General features: G+C 56.0%; 10 protein-coding genes, 4 rRNA genes and 2 pseudogenes. 8 read left to right on the top strand and 8 right to left on the bottom strand.

All coding sequences use genetic code 11. The features are described 5' to 3' along the window. Positions 1-362: pseudogene (locus HT737_RS12520) on the top strand (S-adenosylmethionine decarboxylase); the annotation flags it as partial. A 116-nt stretch (positions 363-478) separates the two neighbouring features. Here the strand turns inward: HT737_RS12520 and coq7 are convergent. The 6 genes from coq7 to hemJ all read right to left on the bottom strand — a co-directional run bounded on the left by coq7 (position 479) and on the right by hemJ (position 5,043). Continuing rightward, positions 479-1,126: a 2-polyprenyl-3-methyl-6-methoxy-1,4-benzoquinone monooxygenase gene (coq7, locus tag HT737_RS12515; protein WP_047296947.1), complete on the bottom strand. Its 648-nt coding sequence runs from the start codon at positions 1,124-1,126 to the stop codon at positions 479-481. A gap of 188 nt (positions 1,127-1,314) precedes the next feature. Beyond that, positions 1,315-1,653: a histidine triad nucleotide-binding protein gene (locus HT737_RS12510; protein WP_182402700.1), complete on the bottom strand. Its 339-nt coding sequence runs from the start codon at positions 1,651-1,653 to the stop codon at positions 1,315-1,317. An 80-nt stretch (positions 1,654-1,733) separates the two neighbouring features. Next, complete coding sequence (locus HT737_RS12505; protein ID WP_027610739.1) at positions 1,734-2,522, bottom strand: SDR family oxidoreductase; 789 nt, start codon at positions 2,520-2,522, stop codon at positions 1,734-1,736. Between the two features lie 61 nt (positions 2,523-2,583). Continuing rightward, on the bottom strand, positions 2,584-3,531 hold the full coding sequence (locus HT737_RS12500) for a DUF805 domain-containing protein (protein ID WP_182402698.1): 948 nt from the start codon (positions 3,529-3,531) through the stop codon (positions 2,584-2,586). 79 nt (positions 3,532-3,610) lie between these two features. Next, entirely contained in the window at positions 3,611-4,579 is a 969-nt protein-coding gene (locus HT737_RS12495; RefSeq protein WP_047296944.1) for a nitronate monooxygenase family protein, read from the bottom strand. A 35-nt stretch (positions 4,580-4,614) separates the two neighbouring features. Continuing rightward, complete coding sequence (hemJ, locus tag HT737_RS12490; protein ID WP_047296943.1) at positions 4,615-5,043, bottom strand: protoporphyrinogen oxidase HemJ; 429 nt, start codon at positions 5,041-5,043, stop codon at positions 4,615-4,617. 134 nt (positions 5,044-5,177) lie between these two features. On the opposite strand from hemJ, the gene argC reads away from it, so the two are divergent. After that, positions 5,178-6,212, top strand: coding sequence for an N-acetyl-gamma-glutamyl-phosphate reductase (gene argC / locus HT737_RS12485; RefSeq protein ID WP_047296942.1), 1,035 nt, complete (start codon positions 5,178-5,180; stop codon positions 6,210-6,212). Between the two features lie 168 nt (positions 6,213-6,380). Continuing rightward, positions 6,381-6,731, top strand: a complete 351-nt coding sequence (gene erpA, locus HT737_RS12480; RefSeq protein ID WP_003228776.1) for an iron-sulfur cluster insertion protein ErpA — start codon at positions 6,381-6,383, stop codon at positions 6,729-6,731. 75 nt (positions 6,732-6,806) lie between these two features. Here the strand turns inward: erpA and HT737_RS12475 are convergent, their stop codons facing one another. Next, on the bottom strand, positions 6,807-7,898 hold the full coding sequence (locus tag HT737_RS12475) for an anhydro-N-acetylmuramic acid kinase (protein ID WP_121187465.1): 1,092 nt from the start codon (positions 7,896-7,898) through the stop codon (positions 6,807-6,809). A 3-nt stretch (positions 7,899-7,901) separates the two neighbouring features. Then, positions 7,902-9,326 carry a peptidoglycan DD-metalloendopeptidase family protein gene (locus HT737_RS12470; protein WP_182402696.1) on the bottom strand — a complete coding sequence of 475 codons (1,425 nt, stop codon included), beginning with the start codon at positions 9,324-9,326 and terminating at the stop codon, positions 7,902-7,904. A gap of 212 nt (positions 9,327-9,538) precedes the next feature. Between HT737_RS12470 and tyrS the strand changes: the two are divergent. From tyrS to rrf (HT737_RS12445), 5 genes and pseudogenes are all read left to right on the top strand, one after another. After that, positions 9,539-10,739 (top strand): annotated as a pseudogene (gene tyrS / locus HT737_RS12465) (tyrosine--tRNA ligase). A 552-nt stretch (positions 10,740-11,291) separates the two neighbouring features. After that, a 16S ribosomal RNA gene (locus tag HT737_RS12460) occupies positions 11,292-12,828 on the top strand. 291 nt (positions 12,829-13,119) lie between these two features. After that, positions 13,120-16,011 (top strand): 23S ribosomal RNA (locus tag HT737_RS12455). Positions 16,012-16,164: 153 nt separating this feature from the next. Then, positions 16,165-16,280: ribosomal RNA gene (rrf, locus tag HT737_RS12450) — 5S ribosomal RNA — on the top strand. A gap of 105 nt (positions 16,281-16,385) precedes the next feature. Beyond that, positions 16,386-16,501, top strand: a 5S ribosomal RNA gene (gene rrf, locus HT737_RS12445). The 16S, 23S and 5S rRNA genes sit together here, the layout of an rRNA operon. The last annotated feature ends 36 nt before the right edge of the window (positions 16,502-16,537 follow it).

Raw genomic sequence — 16,537 nt, 5'->3', positions numbered from 1 at the left:
CACCGCTTAAAGCGCTCAACTTCCTCATTCACCAGTTCGATTCGGACATCGTGACTGTGGATTACCGTGTGCGCGGTTTCACCCGTGACGTTGAAGGCAACAAGCACTTCATCGACCACGAGATCAACTCGATCCAGAACTACCTTTCCGAAGACACCCGCGACGCGTACCAGATGACCGACGTGAACGTGTACCAGGAAAACCTGTTCCACACCAAAATGCTGCTGAAGAACTTCGAACTGGATAACTACCTGTTCGGCGACGCCACCAGCAACCTGTCCGCTGAACAGCGGGCACAGGTAACTGAACGTGTGAAACACGAAATGCTGGAAATCTTCTACGCGCGCAACATGCCGGCGTAAGATTCCCGGGCACAAAAAAGGCGACTACTTTGCGGTAGTCGCCTTTTTTATTACCGAAACAGAGCCCTGTGGGAGCGAGCCTGCTCGCGAAGGGGCCCTCAGCAGCAATACCGATCTCAGATCCGATAAGTACTCTTGGTCATCACCTTCGCCAACAGACTCATCCCGAACTTCACCGGCGCCGGAAAACGGAAACCACCCGCATCCAGTGCACTCTCCGCATGATGTTGTTCATCAATGCGCATCTGTTCCAGAATTGCCCGGGACTTCTCGTCCTCGGCCGGCAATTGCTCCAGGTGCTCGTTCAGGTGCTTGCACACCTGATGCTCGGTAGCTGCGACGAAGCCAAGGCTGACCTTGTCACTGATCAGACCGGCCACAGCGCCGATGCCGAACGACATTCCATAGAACAGTGGATTGAGCACACTGGTATGGCTACCCAGTTGATGAATGCGCTGTTCGCACCACACCAGATGATCAATTTCCTCTTCGGCGGCGTGTTCCATGGCAGCACGCACCTGCGGCAACTTGGCGGTCAGCGCCTGACCTTGGTACAACGCTTGGGCGCACACTTCACCGGTGTGGTTGATGCGCATCAGGCCGGCGACGTGGCGGGTGTCTTCATCGCTCATCTGCACTTCCGGCTGCACAATGGCTGGAGACGGACGGTACGGCTGACCACTGAAGGGCAGCAGGGTACGCATCGCGGCATCGGCTTGCAGCAGAAGACGGTCAATCGGCGAGTAGTGACGTTGGGTAGTCATGCTGACCTCCGGGAAAAATCTCGACCGCCAGTTTAACCCAATCGGCCGGGGAAGGTTTGCGCTGGGTCATCAGTCACACTGGATGTGCTTTTTGCTTTATGCAGGAGCTGCCGAAGGCTGCGATYCTTTTTGATACTCGAAGATCAAAAGATCGCACCTTCGGCAGCTCCTGCACAGGTTTGCTGGTATCAGCCCGGCGGCCAGTTCATCTGGCGCTGACCGAGTACATGCATATGAATGTGATAGACGGTCTGCCCACCTTTTTCATTGCAGTTCATCACCACCCGGAAGCCTTCCTCGCAGCCCAGTTCCAGCGCCAGACGCTGGGCGGTGAACAGGATGTGCCCGGCCAGTGCCTTGTCGTCTTCGGTCAGGTCGTTGAGGGTGCGCACCGGTTTCTTCGGGATCACCAGAAAGTGCACCGGTGCCTGAGGGGCGATGTCGTGGAACGCCAGAACCTGGTCGTCCTCGTAAATGATCTGGGCCGGGATTTCCCGGTTGATGATCTTGGTGAACAGAGTATCCACTGCTGTTTTCTCCGTTGTGGGGGCTGGCCTGAGTGTACTCATGGGAAATGACCGCGCCCAGTGATTTGCCGTAGGACAGTTCAGCGCGGGCAGTAAGCCTTGTTGACCATGCCGACGATGGTGCGATTGAGCCAGCGCGAGCCAAGGCGCGGCAGGAACGCCAGCCAGCGGTTGCGTCGGCCGGGGATAATGATTGCGCGGTTTTTCTCCAGCGCACGCACGGTGTACAGCGCGACTTCCTCGGGGCTCATCAGCAGTTTGCTGTCCTTGAGTTTGTCGCTGTTGAGCTGCGCGGTGCGGAAAAATGCGGTGCGCGTCGGGCCGGGGCAGAGCACCGAAACCTTGACCGCGCTCTGTTTCAGTTCAACCCGCAGCGCTTCGGAGAAGTGCAGAACGTAAGCCTTGCTGGCGTAGTAAGTGCTCATCCACGGACCGGGATTGAACGCTGCCACTGAAGCGACGTTGAGGATCTGCCCGCCGCCCTGCAGCGCCATGCTGTTGCCGATGGCATGGCACAGACGGGTGAGGGCGAGGATGTTGACTTCGATCAGATCCTGCTCGGTCATCCAGTCCTGGGCGAGGAACGGGCCGCAGGTACCGATGCCGGCGCAATTGACCAGCAGATCGATCTGCCGGTCGCCTTCTTCCAGCTCCAGCAGGAAGCCGGAGAGGCGCAATGGCTCGCCCAGATCGCAGGCGCGGAACAACACTTCCACGCCAAAGCGCTGGGTCAGTTCGATCGCGATACTTTCCAGCTGATCACGCTGGCGAGCCACCAGAATCAAGCTGCGGCCGCGTCGGGCCAGCGCTTCGGCCATGGCCAGGCCGATGCCGCTGGAGGCGCCGGTGATCAGAGCGTAACGGGTCATGCATTTCTCCATCGCAACAGCCCCGCGCCAGCGACGCAGGTGTCACGGCGGGGAGCGTTGTTCATTCTTTCGCAGAGTCTACAGGGGCCGGGGGCGCTTCGGCTGCATCGTCCACGGAATTCGCAGGTACAGTCTCGACCTCGACTTCATCGGTGGTGACCGAGCCGCTTTCATAGCTGCTCTCAAGGTTGCTTTCGTATTCCTGCTGAATCGCCGAGATACCGCCGAGCATGCCGCCGGCAAATACCAGGGCGAAGAACACGATCCACAACGAGCACAGCACTTTGACCGCGGTGCTGTTGGGCGGGGGCGGCGGGCCGTAGCGGTTGGCCCCGGTGTTGCCCGGCACGACCATGATCACCAGCGGGAAGAAGCTGCCCACGAACGGCACCAGATTCAGCAGCCAGAGCCAGCCGGACCAGCCGATGTCGTGCAGGCGCTGCACGCTGAACAGAATGCTGACAATGATGAAACCGAGGAACAGGAAGAACGCGAATAGCCCGCCGATGATCAGGCCGGTGGTGGAGTCGCCACTGACCAGTCCGAGCCCGATAAACGCGAATATCGCCACGATCGGCAGAGTCACCAGGCTCAGGACCATGGTCCAGGCCAGAAAGCGCAGGCGACCGATCCGGCCCTCGACGTTGAAGGGCTTGAGGGTGGCGAAGGCTGGCAGGTTTTCGCCGACGTTGGCCTGAGGGGGCGCATAAGGTGATGCGGAGTCGTTGAAGGTTGCCGGTTGCTCATGCACGTCCGACAGACTCAGTTCGATCGCCGTTTCGCTTTCGATCCGTGCATCGATCCCGGTCTTGTTCAGTGCTTGCAGATAGGTTTGCGCATCGCTGTAGGTCAGGTCGCGTTTGAGGGCGACGGTGCTGCCATTGAACAGGCGCTCTATGGCGGCGACATCGCTTTTGAACAGGGCCGCGAGATTGAGCTTGGCGGTGGTGAGATCGACACCGGGCTGTAGAGCTCCGGCGAAAACGATCTTGTAACGAGGTTCGCTCATGGCCGAGGCATCCTTGTCGCGAATTAATTGAGGGTCAGCAAGTGTAAGGCCAGTCACTCTAAGACTGGCCTGATTTTTCTCAGCGTGGCCAACGCTTCGGCAACTGCGCCGCACGCTCCAGCGCCTGACGGTATTCCGCGTCGAGCCGGGCGATCAACTGATCCACGCTCGGCAGGTCGTCAATCTGGCCTACGCCTTGGCCGGCCGACCACACGGTTTTCCAGGCCTTGGCTTCGTCGTTGATCGGCTTGAGTTTGTCACCGAAATTGACCTCGCCTTTGCCTTGCAGCGCGGCCATGTCGAAACCAGCAGCTTCCAGGCTTTGGCGCATGAAGCTCGCCGGTACGCCAGAGACCGCAGGCGTATGAATGATGTCCGCCGCTTTGGCCGTCAGCAGCATGTCCTTGTAGGCATCAGGTGCATGACTTTCGGTGGTGCCGATAAATCGCGTGCCGAAGTAGGCCAGATCCGCGCCAAGCAGTTGTGCAGCCAAAATCTCGTGGCCGTGGTTCAGACATCCGGCAAGCAGCAGGGTTTTATCGAAGAACTCGCGGATCTCGGCGATCAGCGCAAACGGACTCCAGGTGCCGGCATGGCCACCGGCACCCGCCGCAACCGCGATCAAACCGTCGACGCCGGCTTCGGCGGCTTTCTCGGCATGCCGGCGCGTGGTCACGTCGTGGAACACCAGGCCGCCGTAGCTGTGCACGGCATCGACCAGTTCTTTCACCGCACCGAGGCTGGTGATGACAATCGGCACCTTGTGCTCGACGCAGATGTTCAGATCCGCCTGCAAGCGCGGATTGCTGTTGTGCACGATCAGATTCACGGCATACGGCGCCGGGTTGTCCAGTGTCGCCAGGCCCGCTTCAATCTCCTCCAGCCAGGCCTTGAAACCGCTGCTTTCACGCTGGTTCAGCGCCGGGAAGCTGCCGACCACGCCGTTACGGCAGCAGGCGAGCACCAGTTCCGGGTTGGAGATCAGGAACATCGGCGCCGCCACTACCGGCAAGCGCAGACGTTGTTCGAGCAGAGCGGGCAGCGACATTGGAAATCCCCCGAGGTGTGATGCCTGTTATGAAATTAGAACGGCTTGACCACGACCAGAATTACGATAGCCAGCAATATCAGAACCGGCACTTCATTGAACCAGCGATAAAAGACATGGCTGCGGGTGTTCTCGCCACGGGCGAAGCGTTTTACCTGCGCGCCGCACATGTGGTGGTAGCCGATCAGCAGGACCACCAGGGTCAGCTTGGCGTGAATCCAGCCGCCCATGCTGAAGATGCCCGGATTGAGGTAGATCAGCCAGCCGCCGAAGATCAACGTGGCGATCATCGCCGGGCCCATGATGCCGCGATACAGCTTGCGTTCCATGAGGCTGAAGCGTTCCTTGCTGATCGTGTCTTCACTTTGTGCGTGATAAACGAACAGCCGTGGCAAGTAGAACAGCCCGGCAAACCAGCAGACGACGCTGACAATATGAAGCGCTTTGATCCATAGATAGAGCATTTTGGTTATTCCCAGGTTCACGGTAGCCGGGATAGTAGAGGCTTGAGCGTCCGCACGTCACCTTGATGGTTGTCGCAGGGCCGCGCGGCCCCTATTATCGACGGCTTTCCAGTGGGTTCGTTGAGGGCAGGTTTATGGTCAAGGTCGGTATCGTCGGCGGCACGGGTTACACCGGTGTCGAACTGCTGCGTCTGTTGGCACAGCATCCGCAGGCAGAAGTGGTGGTGATCACTTCCCGATCCGAGGCCGGTCTGGCCGTGGCTGACATGTACCCGAACCTGCGCGGTCACTACGACGGCCTGGCGTTCAGCGTGCCGGACATCAAAACCCTGGGCGCATGTGATGTGGTGTTCTTCGCCACCCCGCACGGCGTTGCTCATGCGTTGGCCGGTGAACTGTTGGCGGCGGGCACCAAGGTCATCGACCTGTCCGCGGACTTCCGTTTGCAGGACGCTGAAGAATGGGCCAAATGGTACGGCCAGCCACACGGCGCGCCCGAGTTGCTGGACGAGGCGGTCTACGGCCTGCCGGAAGTCAATCGCGAGCAGATCAAAAAAGCGCGTCTGATCGCTGTGCCGGGTTGCTACCCAACCGCTACGCAGTTGGGTTTCCTGCCGCTGCTTGAAGCGGGTCTGGCTGACACTTCGCGGCTGATCGCCGACTGCAAATCAGGTGTCAGCGGTGCCGGTCGCGGCGCATCTGTAGGCTCGCTGTACTCCGAGACGTCGGAAAGCATGAAGGCTTATGCGGTCAAAGGTCACCGTCATCTGCCGGAAATTCGCCAGGGTCTGCGTCGTGCGGCGGGCAAGGATGTCGGTCTGACCTTCGTTCCGCACCTGACGCCGATGATCCGTGGTATTCACTCCACGCTCTACGCGACCGTGGTGGATCGTTCGGTGGATCTCCAGGCTCTGTTCGAAAAGCGTTACGCCAACGAGCCGTTCGTCGATGTGATGCCGGCCGGCAGCCATCCGGAAACCCGCAGCGTGCGCGGTGCCAACGTCTGCCGCATCGCCGTGCACCGCCCGCAGGATGGCGATCTGGTGGTGGTGCTGTCGGTGATCGACAACCTGGTCAAAGGCGCGTCGGGTCAGGCGGTGCAGAACATGAACATCCTGTTCGGGCTGGATGAGCGTTTCGGCCTGTCCCACGCCGGTATGCTGCCGTAACACGTTCGTCAACACAGCAAAAAGGCCCGTCAACCGGGCCTTTTTGCATTCTGGGCAACTGTTCGGGTTTATTGATATACCGTAACAATAGTTGACCGATTTTCTAGGACAAGCGGATAATGCGCGTCATCACGCATTATGGCGGCGTAACGCCGGGAGATAGTCAGCATGAGCGTCGAATCCTTCACCCCCACGGCTTTGCAATTCACTCAAGGTGCTGCGCACAAGGTGAAGAGCCTGGTCGATGAAGAGGGGAATGATCGCTTGAAGCTGCGCGTATTCGTTACGGGCGGCGGTTGTTCAGGGTTTCAGTACGGCTTCACCTTCGATGAAGATGTGGCCGAGGACGACACCATCGTCGAGCGCGAAGGCGTGAGCCTGGTGGTGGATCCGATGAGCTTCCAGTATCTGGCGGGTGCCGAAGTGGATTACCAGGAAGGTCTGGAAGGTTCGCGCTTCGTGATCAAGAACCCGAACGCCACCACTACTTGTGGTTGCGGCTCTTCGTTCTCGATCTGATCGCGCCTCGCTGCACACAACAAAACGCCGCAGAGCCTTACGGTTCTGCGGCGTTTTTTGTTGCCTGCGTTTTGCTCAGTTGGGGTAGATGGCGCCGAGTACCCGCAGACCTTTGGCGCCAGTGACGCTCGGGCGGTTGGCGGCAATGCCTTCGAGGCAGCAATGAGCAAGCCAGGCGAAGGCCATGGCCTCGACCCAGTCCGGATCGACACCGTGAGTCGCGGTGCTGGCGACGATAGCGTTCGGCAGCAGATCGGCGAGACGCTTCATCAGCGTGGCGTTATGAGCGCCGCCGCCGCAGACCAGCATTTCCCGGGTATCGGCTTGAGCGCTTTGCAGCGACTCGACGATGGTCAGTGCCGTCAGTTCCAGCAATGTTGCCTGGACGTTTTCAGCAGCAAAGGTCGGCAGTCTGGATAGGTGTTGTTGCAGCCACGGCAGGTTGAACACTTCGCGGCCGGTGCTCTTCGGGCCCTTTGTGACAAAGAACGGGTCGCTGAGCAGCGCTGACAGCAAGGCGGGCTCTACCGTACCGCTGGCTGCCCACTGACCGGCGCGATCATAATTCTCACCGCGTTGCTGATGAATCCAGGCATCCATCAGCACATTTCCGGGGCCGCAGTCGAAACCGGCTACAGGCCGCGTCGGCTCTATCAGGCTCAGATTGCTGAAACCGCCGACATTCAAGACTGCACGGTTACCGCTACGCTCTTCGAACAAAGCTTCATGGAAGGCTGGCACCAGCGGCGCGCCTTGGCCGCCGGCAGCCACGTCGCGGCTGCGGAAGTCGCTGACCACGGTGATACCGGTCAGCTCCGTGAGTAGCGCAGGATTGCCGATCTGTACGGTGAAGCCGCGAGCGGGCTCATGGCGAATGGTCTGGCCGTGGCTGCCGATTGCACGAATGGCGTCGGGCTTGAGCTGCTGCTGATCGAGGAGGGTATGGATGCCCTGCGCGGCGAGTTTCACCCAGTGCTGTTGAGCGATCGCCGAGCGTGCGATCTCGTCGGGGCCGCTGGCGCACAAGCCAAGCAGCTCGGCGCGCAGGGATTCAGGCATGGGGATGTAGTGCGTGGCGATCAGTTTGATCGCCGAGGTTTGCTCGATCAGGGCGATGTCCAGCCCGTCGAGACTGGTGCCGGACATCACGCCTATATAAAGCGCCATGGCTTAGCGCTTGCTCGAAGCCAGCATGGTGGCCTTCTCTTGATCCATGCGCGCCATCAGCGGCTGGCTCTGCGCAAGGAAACGTGCGCGTTCGGACTTGGCGATCGGATCCGCCATTGGCAGCTTCTGGCCCAATGGGTCAACGTGAACACCGTTGACCTGGAACTCATAGTGCAAGTGCGGGCCGGTGGACAGGCCGGTAGTCCCGATATAACCGATCACCTGACCCTGCTTGACGTTACCGCCGGTCTTCACGCCCTTGGCGAAACCCTGCATGTGGCCATAGAGCGTACGGTAGGTGTTGCCATGTTGAATGATCACCGTATTGCCGTATCCGCCGCGGCGGCCGGCCAGCAGCACTTTACCGTCACCGGCCGCCTTGATCGGCGTACCGCGCGGGGCTGCGTAATCGACACCTTTGTGGGCGCGGATCTTGTTGAGGATCGGATGTTTGCGGCCCATGGAGAATTTGGAGCTGATGCGGGCGAAGTCCACCGGGGTACGGATGAACGCTTTGCGCATGCTGTTGCCATCAGCGGTGTAATAGCTGCTGTTGCCTTGCTTGTTGGTGTAACGCACGGCGGTGTAAGTCTTGCCGCGGTTGGTGAAGCGCGCCGACAGAATCGGGCCATTACCGACGGCTTTGCCGTTAACCACTTTCTGCTCGTAGATCACGTCGAATTCGTCGCCCTGACGGATATCCTGAGCGAAGTCGACGTCGTAGCCAAATACGCTGGCCATGTCCATGGTCAGACTGTGGGACAGGCCTGCGCGGGCAGCGGATTGTGACAGGGAGCTATTGATCACGCCGTGCACGTAAGCCGTGCGAACAGTCGGTTTTGCGGTGACGCGGTTGAATGCATAGCCCTTGTCGTTCTTGGTCAGGGTGATGGTTTCAACGTCGCTGACTTTGCTGTGCAGGCTGGTCAGTTGGCCTTGCGGGTTCAGTTCGAACTCAAGCTTCTGGCCGTGCTTGAGCTGGCTGAATTGTTTGGCTTGTTTGTCGCTCGCCAGGACTTCATGCACGGCGGCGGCTGGCAGACCGACTTTCTCGAATAATGTCGAGAGCGTATCGCCTTTGGAGACGACAACCTCGCGGTGTCCTGGAGCTTTTGGTTTTTCGGCAACCGGGGCAGGCGCAGGTGCGGCTTCAGCGGTTTGCGGAGTGTCTTCGGTGCTGTTTTCGATCTGGGCGAAAGGTGAGGCTACTGGCTCATTTGTGGCTTGAGCCGCGTCAGCAGCGTCTTGATCTTGTGTCAGTTGTTCAGCAGGACTTTCCAGTTCAAGGCTCAGGGTCGTCTTTTTGGCTTCAACATCACTGGAAGGGAATACCAGGAGCGCCAGGCTGAGAAGGGCGGCGATTCCACTTGCGGCGAGCAGGTGGGTCTTCGGGTAAAGCGGTGGCGCTTTAGACGGTTCAGTGGTCATAAGTATTTTTGACTTTGAAAAAAGATGAATTGGAAAAGATGAATGACATGATGAAGATGAAATAACTGTATAAAATATAACCAAATCATCCCCGAAGCAAGTCTACAGACACCCTGTCTGCAGATTGGTGTCCGTGCGCCGGGCAAAACTTGTAATTGGTGCACGATCTTGTATGGTTGGTTCCCTTTGAATCTGAGCCTTGCGGGTCTGTTATGAAGTCGGTTGAAGAGCAGCTAGCGCTGATTAAACGTGGTGCGGAAGAACTATTGGTCGAGTCCGAGCTGATCGAGAAGCTCAAGCGCGGCCAGCCGCTGCGTATCAAGGCTGGTTTCGATCCAACCGCCCCGGATCTGCACTTGGGTCACACCGTGCTTATTAATAAGCTGCGCCAGTTTCAGGAATTGGGGCATCAGGTGATTTTCCTCATTGGTGACTTCACTGGAATGATCGGTGATCCAAGCGGCAAGAGTGCGACTCGTCCTCCTTTGACTCGCGAGCAGGTTCTGGAAAACGCCGAAACGTACAAGACTCAAGTGTTCAAGATTCTTGATCCGGCGAAAACCGAAGTCGCATTCAACTCCTCCTGGATGGATCAGATGGGGCCGGCGGACTTCATTCGTCTGACTTCGCAATACACCGTCGCGCGCATGCTAGAGCGTGATGACTTCGACAAGCGTTACACCACCAATCAGCCGATCGCTATTCATGAGTTCCTCTATCCGCTGGTTCAGGGTTATGACTCGGTTGCTCTGCGCGCGGATGTCGAGCTGGGCGGTACCGATCAGAAGTTCAACTTGCTGATGGGGCGAGAGCTGCAGCGTGGTTATGGTCAGGAAGCTCAGTGCATTCTGACCATGCCGTTGCTCGAGGGCCTGGATGGCGTGAAGAAAATGTCCAAGTCGTTGGGCAATTACGTCGGTATCCAGGAAGCGCCAGGTGTCATGTACGGCAAGCTTGTTTCGATTCCGGATGCGCTGATGTGGCGTTACTTTGAGCTGCTCAGCTTCCGTTCGATGGATGAGATCGATGCCTTCCCGTGCGGATGTTGAGGCGGGGGCCAATCCGCGCGATATCAAGATCAAGCTGGCGGAAGAGATTGTTGCGCGTTTCCACGGTGAGGAGGCTGCGGCCAATGCTCATCGGGCTGCGGGTAATCGTATGAAGGATGGTGAGTTGCCGGATGATCTGCCGGAGATCGAGCTGGCCTCTGTTGAGGATATGCCAATTGCTGCTGTCCTTAATAAGGCGGGCCTGGTGAAGAACTCGGCGGCGGCGCGCGATCTGTTGGCTTCCGGTGGTGTGCGTGTCGATGGTGAGGTGGTTGATCGCTCCTTTATATATGTACTGGGTGCGACTCACGTCTGTCAGGCCGGCAAGAAGGCGTTTGCGCGCATCACGCTGAAATCGGAATAAAGTTTGAAATAAGGGTTGACGGCGAATTTTAGAAGCCTATAATTCGCCCCACTTCCGGCGCAGTCGAAACGGAAAACTCCTTGAGATTCAACGAGTTAAGCAGTTTTGACGGCGGATCGCTTCAGTTCATCGAAGCCTGGAAGGAGTTGAAAGAGCGGTGATGTTTGGCTCTTTTGACGGTTCGATCTTCTCGGTCGAAAGCGGTGAAAAAGAGGTGTTGACAGCAGCGTGTAACGCTGTAGAATTCGCCTCCCGCTAACGAGAGATCGGAAGCGCAAGTGGTTGAAGTTGTTGAAGAATTCTTCGAAAGCTTCTGAAAATAATCACTTGACAGCAAATGAGGCTGCTGTAGAATGCGCGCCTCGGTTGAGACGAAAGATCTTAACCAACCGCTCTTTAACAACTGAATCAAGCAATTCGTGTGGGTGCTTGTGGAGTCAGACTGATAGTCAACAAGATTATCAGCATCACAAGTTACTCCGCGAGAAATCAAAGATGTAACCAACGATTGCTGGGCCAAGTTTAGGGTTTCTTAAAAACCCAAAGATGTTTGAACTGAAGAGTTTGATCATGGCTCAGATTGAACGCTGGCGGCAGGCCTAACACATGCAAGTCGAGCGGATGAGAGGAGCTTGCTCCTGGATTCAGCGGCGGACGGGTGAGTAATGCCTAGGAATCTGCCTGGTAGTGGGGGACAACGTTTCGAAAGGAACGCTAATACCGCATACGTCCTACGGGAGAAAGCAGGGGACCTTCGGGCCTTGCGCTATCAGATGAGCCTAGGTCGGATTAGCTAGTTGGTGAGGTAATGGCTCACCAAGGCGACGATCCGTAACTGGTCTGAGAGGATGATCAGTCACACTGGAACTGAGACACGGTCCAGACTCCTACGGGAGGCAGCAGTGGGGAATATTGGACAATGGGCGAAAGCCTGATCCAGCCATGCCGCGTGTGTGAAGAAGGTCTTCGGATTGTAAAGCACTTTAAGTTGGGAGGAAGGGTTGTAGATTAATACTCTGCAATTTTGACGTTACCGACAGAATAAGCACCGGCTAACTCTGTGCCAGCAGCCGCGGTAATACAGAGGGTGCAAGCGTTAATCGGAATTACTGGGCGTAAAGCGCGCGTAGGTGGTTTGTTAAGTTGGATGTGAAATCCCCGGGCTCAACCTGGGAACTGCATCCAAAACTGGCAAGCTAGAGTATGGTAGAGGGTGGTGGAATTTCCTGTGTAGCGGTGAAATGCGTAGATATAGGAAGGAACACCAGTGGCGAAGGCGACCACCTGGACTGATACTGACACTGAGGTGCGAAAGCGTGGGGAGCAAACAGGATTAGATACCCTGGTAGTCCACGCCGTAAACGATGTCAACTAGCCGTTGGGAGCCTTGAGCTCTTAGTGGCGCAGCTAACGCATTAAGTTGACCGCCTGGGGAGTACGGCCGCAAGGTTAAAACTCAAATGAATTGACGGGGGCCCGCACAAGCGGTGGAGCATGTGGTTTAATTCGAAGCAACGCGAAGAACCTTACCAGGCCTTGACATCCAATGAACTTTCCAGAGATGGATTGGTGCCTTCGGGAACATTGAGACAGGTGCTGCATGGCTGTCGTCAGCTCGTGTCGTGAGATGTTGGGTTAAGTCCCGTAACGAGCGCAACCCTTGTCCTTAGTTACCAGCACGTTATGGTGGGCACTCTAAGGAGACTGCCGGTGACAAACCGGAGGAAGGTGGGGATGACGTCAAGTCATCATGGCCCTTACGGCCTGGGCTACACACGTGCTACAATGGTCGGTACAGAGGGTTGCCAAGCCGCGAGGTGGAGCTAATCCCACAAAACCGATCGTAGTCCGGATCGCAGTCTGCAACTCGACTGCGTGAAGTCGGAATCGCTAGTAATCGCGAATCAGAATGTCGCGGTGAATACGTTCCCGGGCCTTGTACACACCGCCCGTCACACCATGGGAGTGGGTTGCACCAGAAGTAGCTAGTCTAACCTTCGGGAGGACGGTTACCACGGTGTGATTCATGACTGGGGTGAAGTCGTAACAAGGTAGCCGTAGGGGAACCTGCGGCTGGATCACCTCCTTAATCGACGACATCAGCTGCTCCATAAGTTCCCACACGAATTGCTTGATTCATTGAAGAAGACAAAAGCTAAGTAAAAGCTTAGAAATGAATATTCCGGTGTGAATATTGCTTTCTAGTCTTTGATTAGATCGTTCTTTAAAAATTTGGGTATGTGATAGAAAGATAGACTGAACGTTACTTTCACTGGTAACGGATCAGGCTAAGGTAAAATTTGTGAGTGACTCTTAAGAGTTTTGCGAATTTTCGGCGAATGTCGTCTTCACAGTATAACCAGATTGCTTGGGGTTATATGGTCAAGTGAAGAAGCGCATACGGTGGATGCCTTGGCAGTCAGAGGCGATGAAAGACGTGGTAGCCTGCGAAAAGCTTCGGGGAGTCGGCAAACAGACTTTGATCCGGAGATGTCTGAATGGGGGAACCCAGCCATCACAAGATGGTTATCTTGTACTGAATACATAGGTGCAAGAGGCGAACCAGGGGAACTGAAACATCTAAGTACCCTGAGGAAAAGAAATCAACCGAGATTCCCTTAGTAGTGGCGAGCGAACGGGGACTAGCCCTTAAGTGGCTTTGAGATTAGCGGAACGCTCTGGAAAGTGCGGCCATAGTGGGTGATAGCCCTGTACGCGAAAGTCTCTTAGTCATGAAATCGAGTAGGACGGAGCACGAGAAACTTTGTCTGAATATGGGGGGACCATCCTCCAAGGCTAAATACTACTGACTGACCGATAGTGAACTAGTACCGTGAGGGAAAGGCGAAAAGAACCCCGGAGAGGGGAGTGAAATAGATCCTGAAACCGTATGCGTACAAGCAGTGGGAGCAGACTTTGTTCTGTGACTGCGTACCTTTTGTATAATGGGTCAGCGACTTATTTTCAGTGGCGAGCTTAACCGAATAGGGGAGGCGTAGCGAAAGCGAGTCTTAATAGGGCGTCTAGTCGCTGGGAATAGACCCGAAACCGGGCGATCTATCCATGGGCAGGTTGAAGGTTAGGTAACACTGACTGGAGGACCGAACCGACTACCGTTGAAAAGTTAGCGGATGACCTGTGGATCGGAGTGAAAGGCTAATCAAGCTCGGAGATAGCTGGTTCTCCTCGAAAGCTATTTAGGTAGCGCCTCATGTATCACTGTAGGGGGTAGAGCACTGTTTCGGCTAGGGGGTCATCCCGACTTACCAAACCGATGCAAACTCCGAATACCTACAAGTGCCGAGCATGGGAGACACACGGCGGGTGCTAACGTCCGTCGTGAAAAGGGAAACAACCCAGACCGTCAGCTAAGGTCCCAAAGTTATGGTTAAGTGGGAAACGATGTGGGAAGGCTTAGACAGCTAGGAGGTTGGCTTAGAAGCAGCCACCCTTTAAAGAAAGCGTAATAGCTCACTAGTCGAGTCGGCCTGCGCGGAAGATGTAACGGGGCTCAAACCATACACCGAAGCTACGGGTATCACGCAAGTGATGCGGTAGAGGAGCGTTCTGTAAGCCTGTGAAGGTGAGTTGAGAAGCTTGCTGGAGGTATCAGAAGTGCGAATGCTGACATGAGTAACGACAATGGGTGTGAAAAACACCCACGCCGAAAGACCAAGGTTTCCTGCGCAACGTTAATCGACGCAGGGTTAGTCGGTCCCTAAGGCGAGGCTGAAAAGCGTAGTCGATGGAAAACAGGTTAATATTCCTGTACTTCTGGTTATTGCGATGGAGGGACGGAGAAGGCTAGGCCAGCTTGGCGTTGGTTGTCCAAGTTTAAGGTGGTAGGCTGAGATCTTAGGTAAATCCGGGATCTTAAGGCCGAGAGCTGATGACGAGTTACCTTTCAGGTGACGAAGTGGTTGATGCCATGCTTCCAAGAAAAGCTTCTAAGCTTCAGATAACCAGGAACCGTACCCCAAACCGACACAGGTGGTTGGGTAGAGAATACCAAGGCGCTTGAGAGAACTCGGGTGAAGGAACTAGGCAAAATGGCACCGTAACTTCGGGAGAAGGTGCGCCGGTGAGGGTGAAGGACTTGCTCCGTAAGCTCATGCCGGTCGAAGATACCAGGCCGCTGCGACTGTTTATTAAAAACACAGCACTCTGCAAACACGAAAGTGGACGTATAGGGTGTGACGCCTGCCCGGTGCCGGAAGGTTAATTGATGGGGTTAGCTAACGCGAAGCTCTTGATCGAAGCCCCGGTAAACGGCGGCCGTAACTATAACGGTCCTAAGGTAGCGAAATTCCTTGTCGGGTAAGTTCCGACCTGCACGAATGGCGTAACGATGGCGGCGCTGTCTCCACCCGAGACTCAGTGAAATTGAAATCGCTGTGAAGATGCAGTGTATCCGCGGCTAGACGGAAAGACCCCGTGAACCTTTACTATAGCTTTGCACTGGACTTTGAATTTGCTTGTGTAGGATAGGTGGGAGGCTTTGAAGCGTGGACGCCAGTTCGCGTGGAGCCATCCTTGAAATACCACCCTGGCAACTTTGAGGTTCTAACTCAGGTCCGTTATCCGGATCGAGGACAGTGTATGGTGGGTAGTTTGACTGGGGCGGTCTCCTCCTAAAGAGTAACGGAGGAGTACGAAGGTGCGCTCAGACCGGTCGGAAATCGGTCGTAGAGTATAAAGGCAAAAGCGCGCTTGACTGCGAGACAGACACGTCGAGCAGGTACGAAAGTAGGTCTTAGTGATCCGGTGGTTCTGTATGGAAGGGCCATCGCTCAACGGATAAAAGGTACTCCGGGGATAACAGGCTGATACCGCCCAAGAGTTCATATCGACGGCGGTGTTTGGCACCTCGATGTCGGCTCATCACATCCTGGGGCTGAAGCCGGTCCCAAGGGTATGGCTGTTCGCCATTTAAAGTGGTACGCGAGCTGGGTTTAGAACGTCGTGAGACAGTTCGGTCCCTATCTGCCGTGGACGTTTGAGATTTGAGAGGGGCTGCTCCTAGTACGAGAGGACCGGAGTGGACGAACCTCTGGTGTTCCGGTTGTCACGCCAGTGGCATTGCCGGGTAGCTATGTTCGGGAAAGATAACCGCTGAAAGCATCTAAGCGGGAAACTTGCCTCAAGATGAGATCTCACTGGAACCTTGAGTTCCCTGAAGGGCCGTCGAAGACTACGACGTTGATAGGTTGGGTGTGTAAGCGCTGTGAGGCGTTGAGCTAACCAATACTAATTGCCCGTGAGGCTTGACCATATAACACCCAAGCAATCTGAATGCTCGAAAGAGACCAGATTGCGGTGTGTGAAGACGCAATGAACCGAAAGTTCGCGCTGCTCACAAACACCTGTATCACATACCCGATTTGCTGAAGCGAGGCCAGTTGGTCACGAGTCAGTACCCGAATTTCTTGACGACCATAGAGCGTTGGAACCACCTGATCCCATCCCGAACTCAGAAGTGAAACGATGCATCGCCGATGGTAGTGTGGGGTTTCCCCATGTGAGAGTAGGTCATCGTCAAGATTAAATTCCGAAACCCCAATTGCGAAAGCAGTTGGGGTTTTGTTTTAGTAGAAGTCACCGATTTTGCTGGCACGTTACCGTGTTGACGGGCCAGATACAGAATTTCTTGACGACCATAGAGCGTTGGAACCACCTGATCCCATCCCGAACTCAGAAGTGAAACGATGCATCGCCGATGGTAGTGTGGGGTTTCCCCATGTGAGAGTAGGTCATCGTCAAGATTAAATTCCAGAACCCCTGTCTGCTAACGCAGACAG

Origin of the sequence: Pseudomonas sp. MD195_PC81_125, from assembly GCF_014060985.1 — a bacterium.
Classification (GTDB): domain Bacteria; phylum Pseudomonadota; class Gammaproteobacteria; order Pseudomonadales; family Pseudomonadaceae; genus Aquipseudomonas; species Aquipseudomonas parakoreensis.
Note: the sequence above shows the minus strand (reverse complement) of the source record. Positions and strands in the feature narration are given on the sequence as shown.

Bases quoted from the DNA above. Each gene is read 5' to 3' on its own strand.
- HT737_RS12475 (WP_121187465.1), bottom strand. From the start codon at position 7,898: ATGGCGCTTTATATAGGCGTGATGTCCGGCACCAGTCTCGACGGGCTG.
- argC (WP_047296942.1), top strand. From the start codon at position 5,178: ATGGTCAAGGTCGGTATCGTCGGCGGCACGGGTTACACCGGTGTCGAA.
- HT737_RS12470 (WP_182402696.1), bottom strand. From the start codon at position 9,326: ATGACCACTGAACCGTCTAAAGCGCCACCGCTTTACCCGAAGACCCAC.
- coq7 (WP_047296947.1), bottom strand. From the start codon at position 1,126: ATGACTACCCAACGTCACTACTCGCCGATTGACCGTCTTCTGCTGCAA.
- hemJ (WP_047296943.1), bottom strand. From the start codon at position 5,043: ATGCTCTATCTATGGATCAAAGCGCTTCATATTGTCAGCGTCGTCTGC.
- HT737_RS12505 (WP_027610739.1), bottom strand. From the start codon at position 2,522: ATGACCCGTTACGCTCTGATCACCGGCGCCTCCAGCGGCATCGGCCTG.
- HT737_RS12495 (WP_047296944.1), bottom strand. From the start codon at position 4,579: ATGTCGCTGCCCGCTCTGCTCGAACAACGTCTGCGCTTGCCGGTAGTG.
- erpA (WP_003228776.1), top strand. From the start codon at position 6,381: ATGAGCGTCGAATCCTTCACCCCCACGGCTTTGCAATTCACTCAAGGT.
- HT737_RS12500 (WP_182402698.1), bottom strand. From the start codon at position 3,531: ATGAGCGAACCTCGTTACAAGATCGTTTTCGCCGGAGCTCTACAGCCC.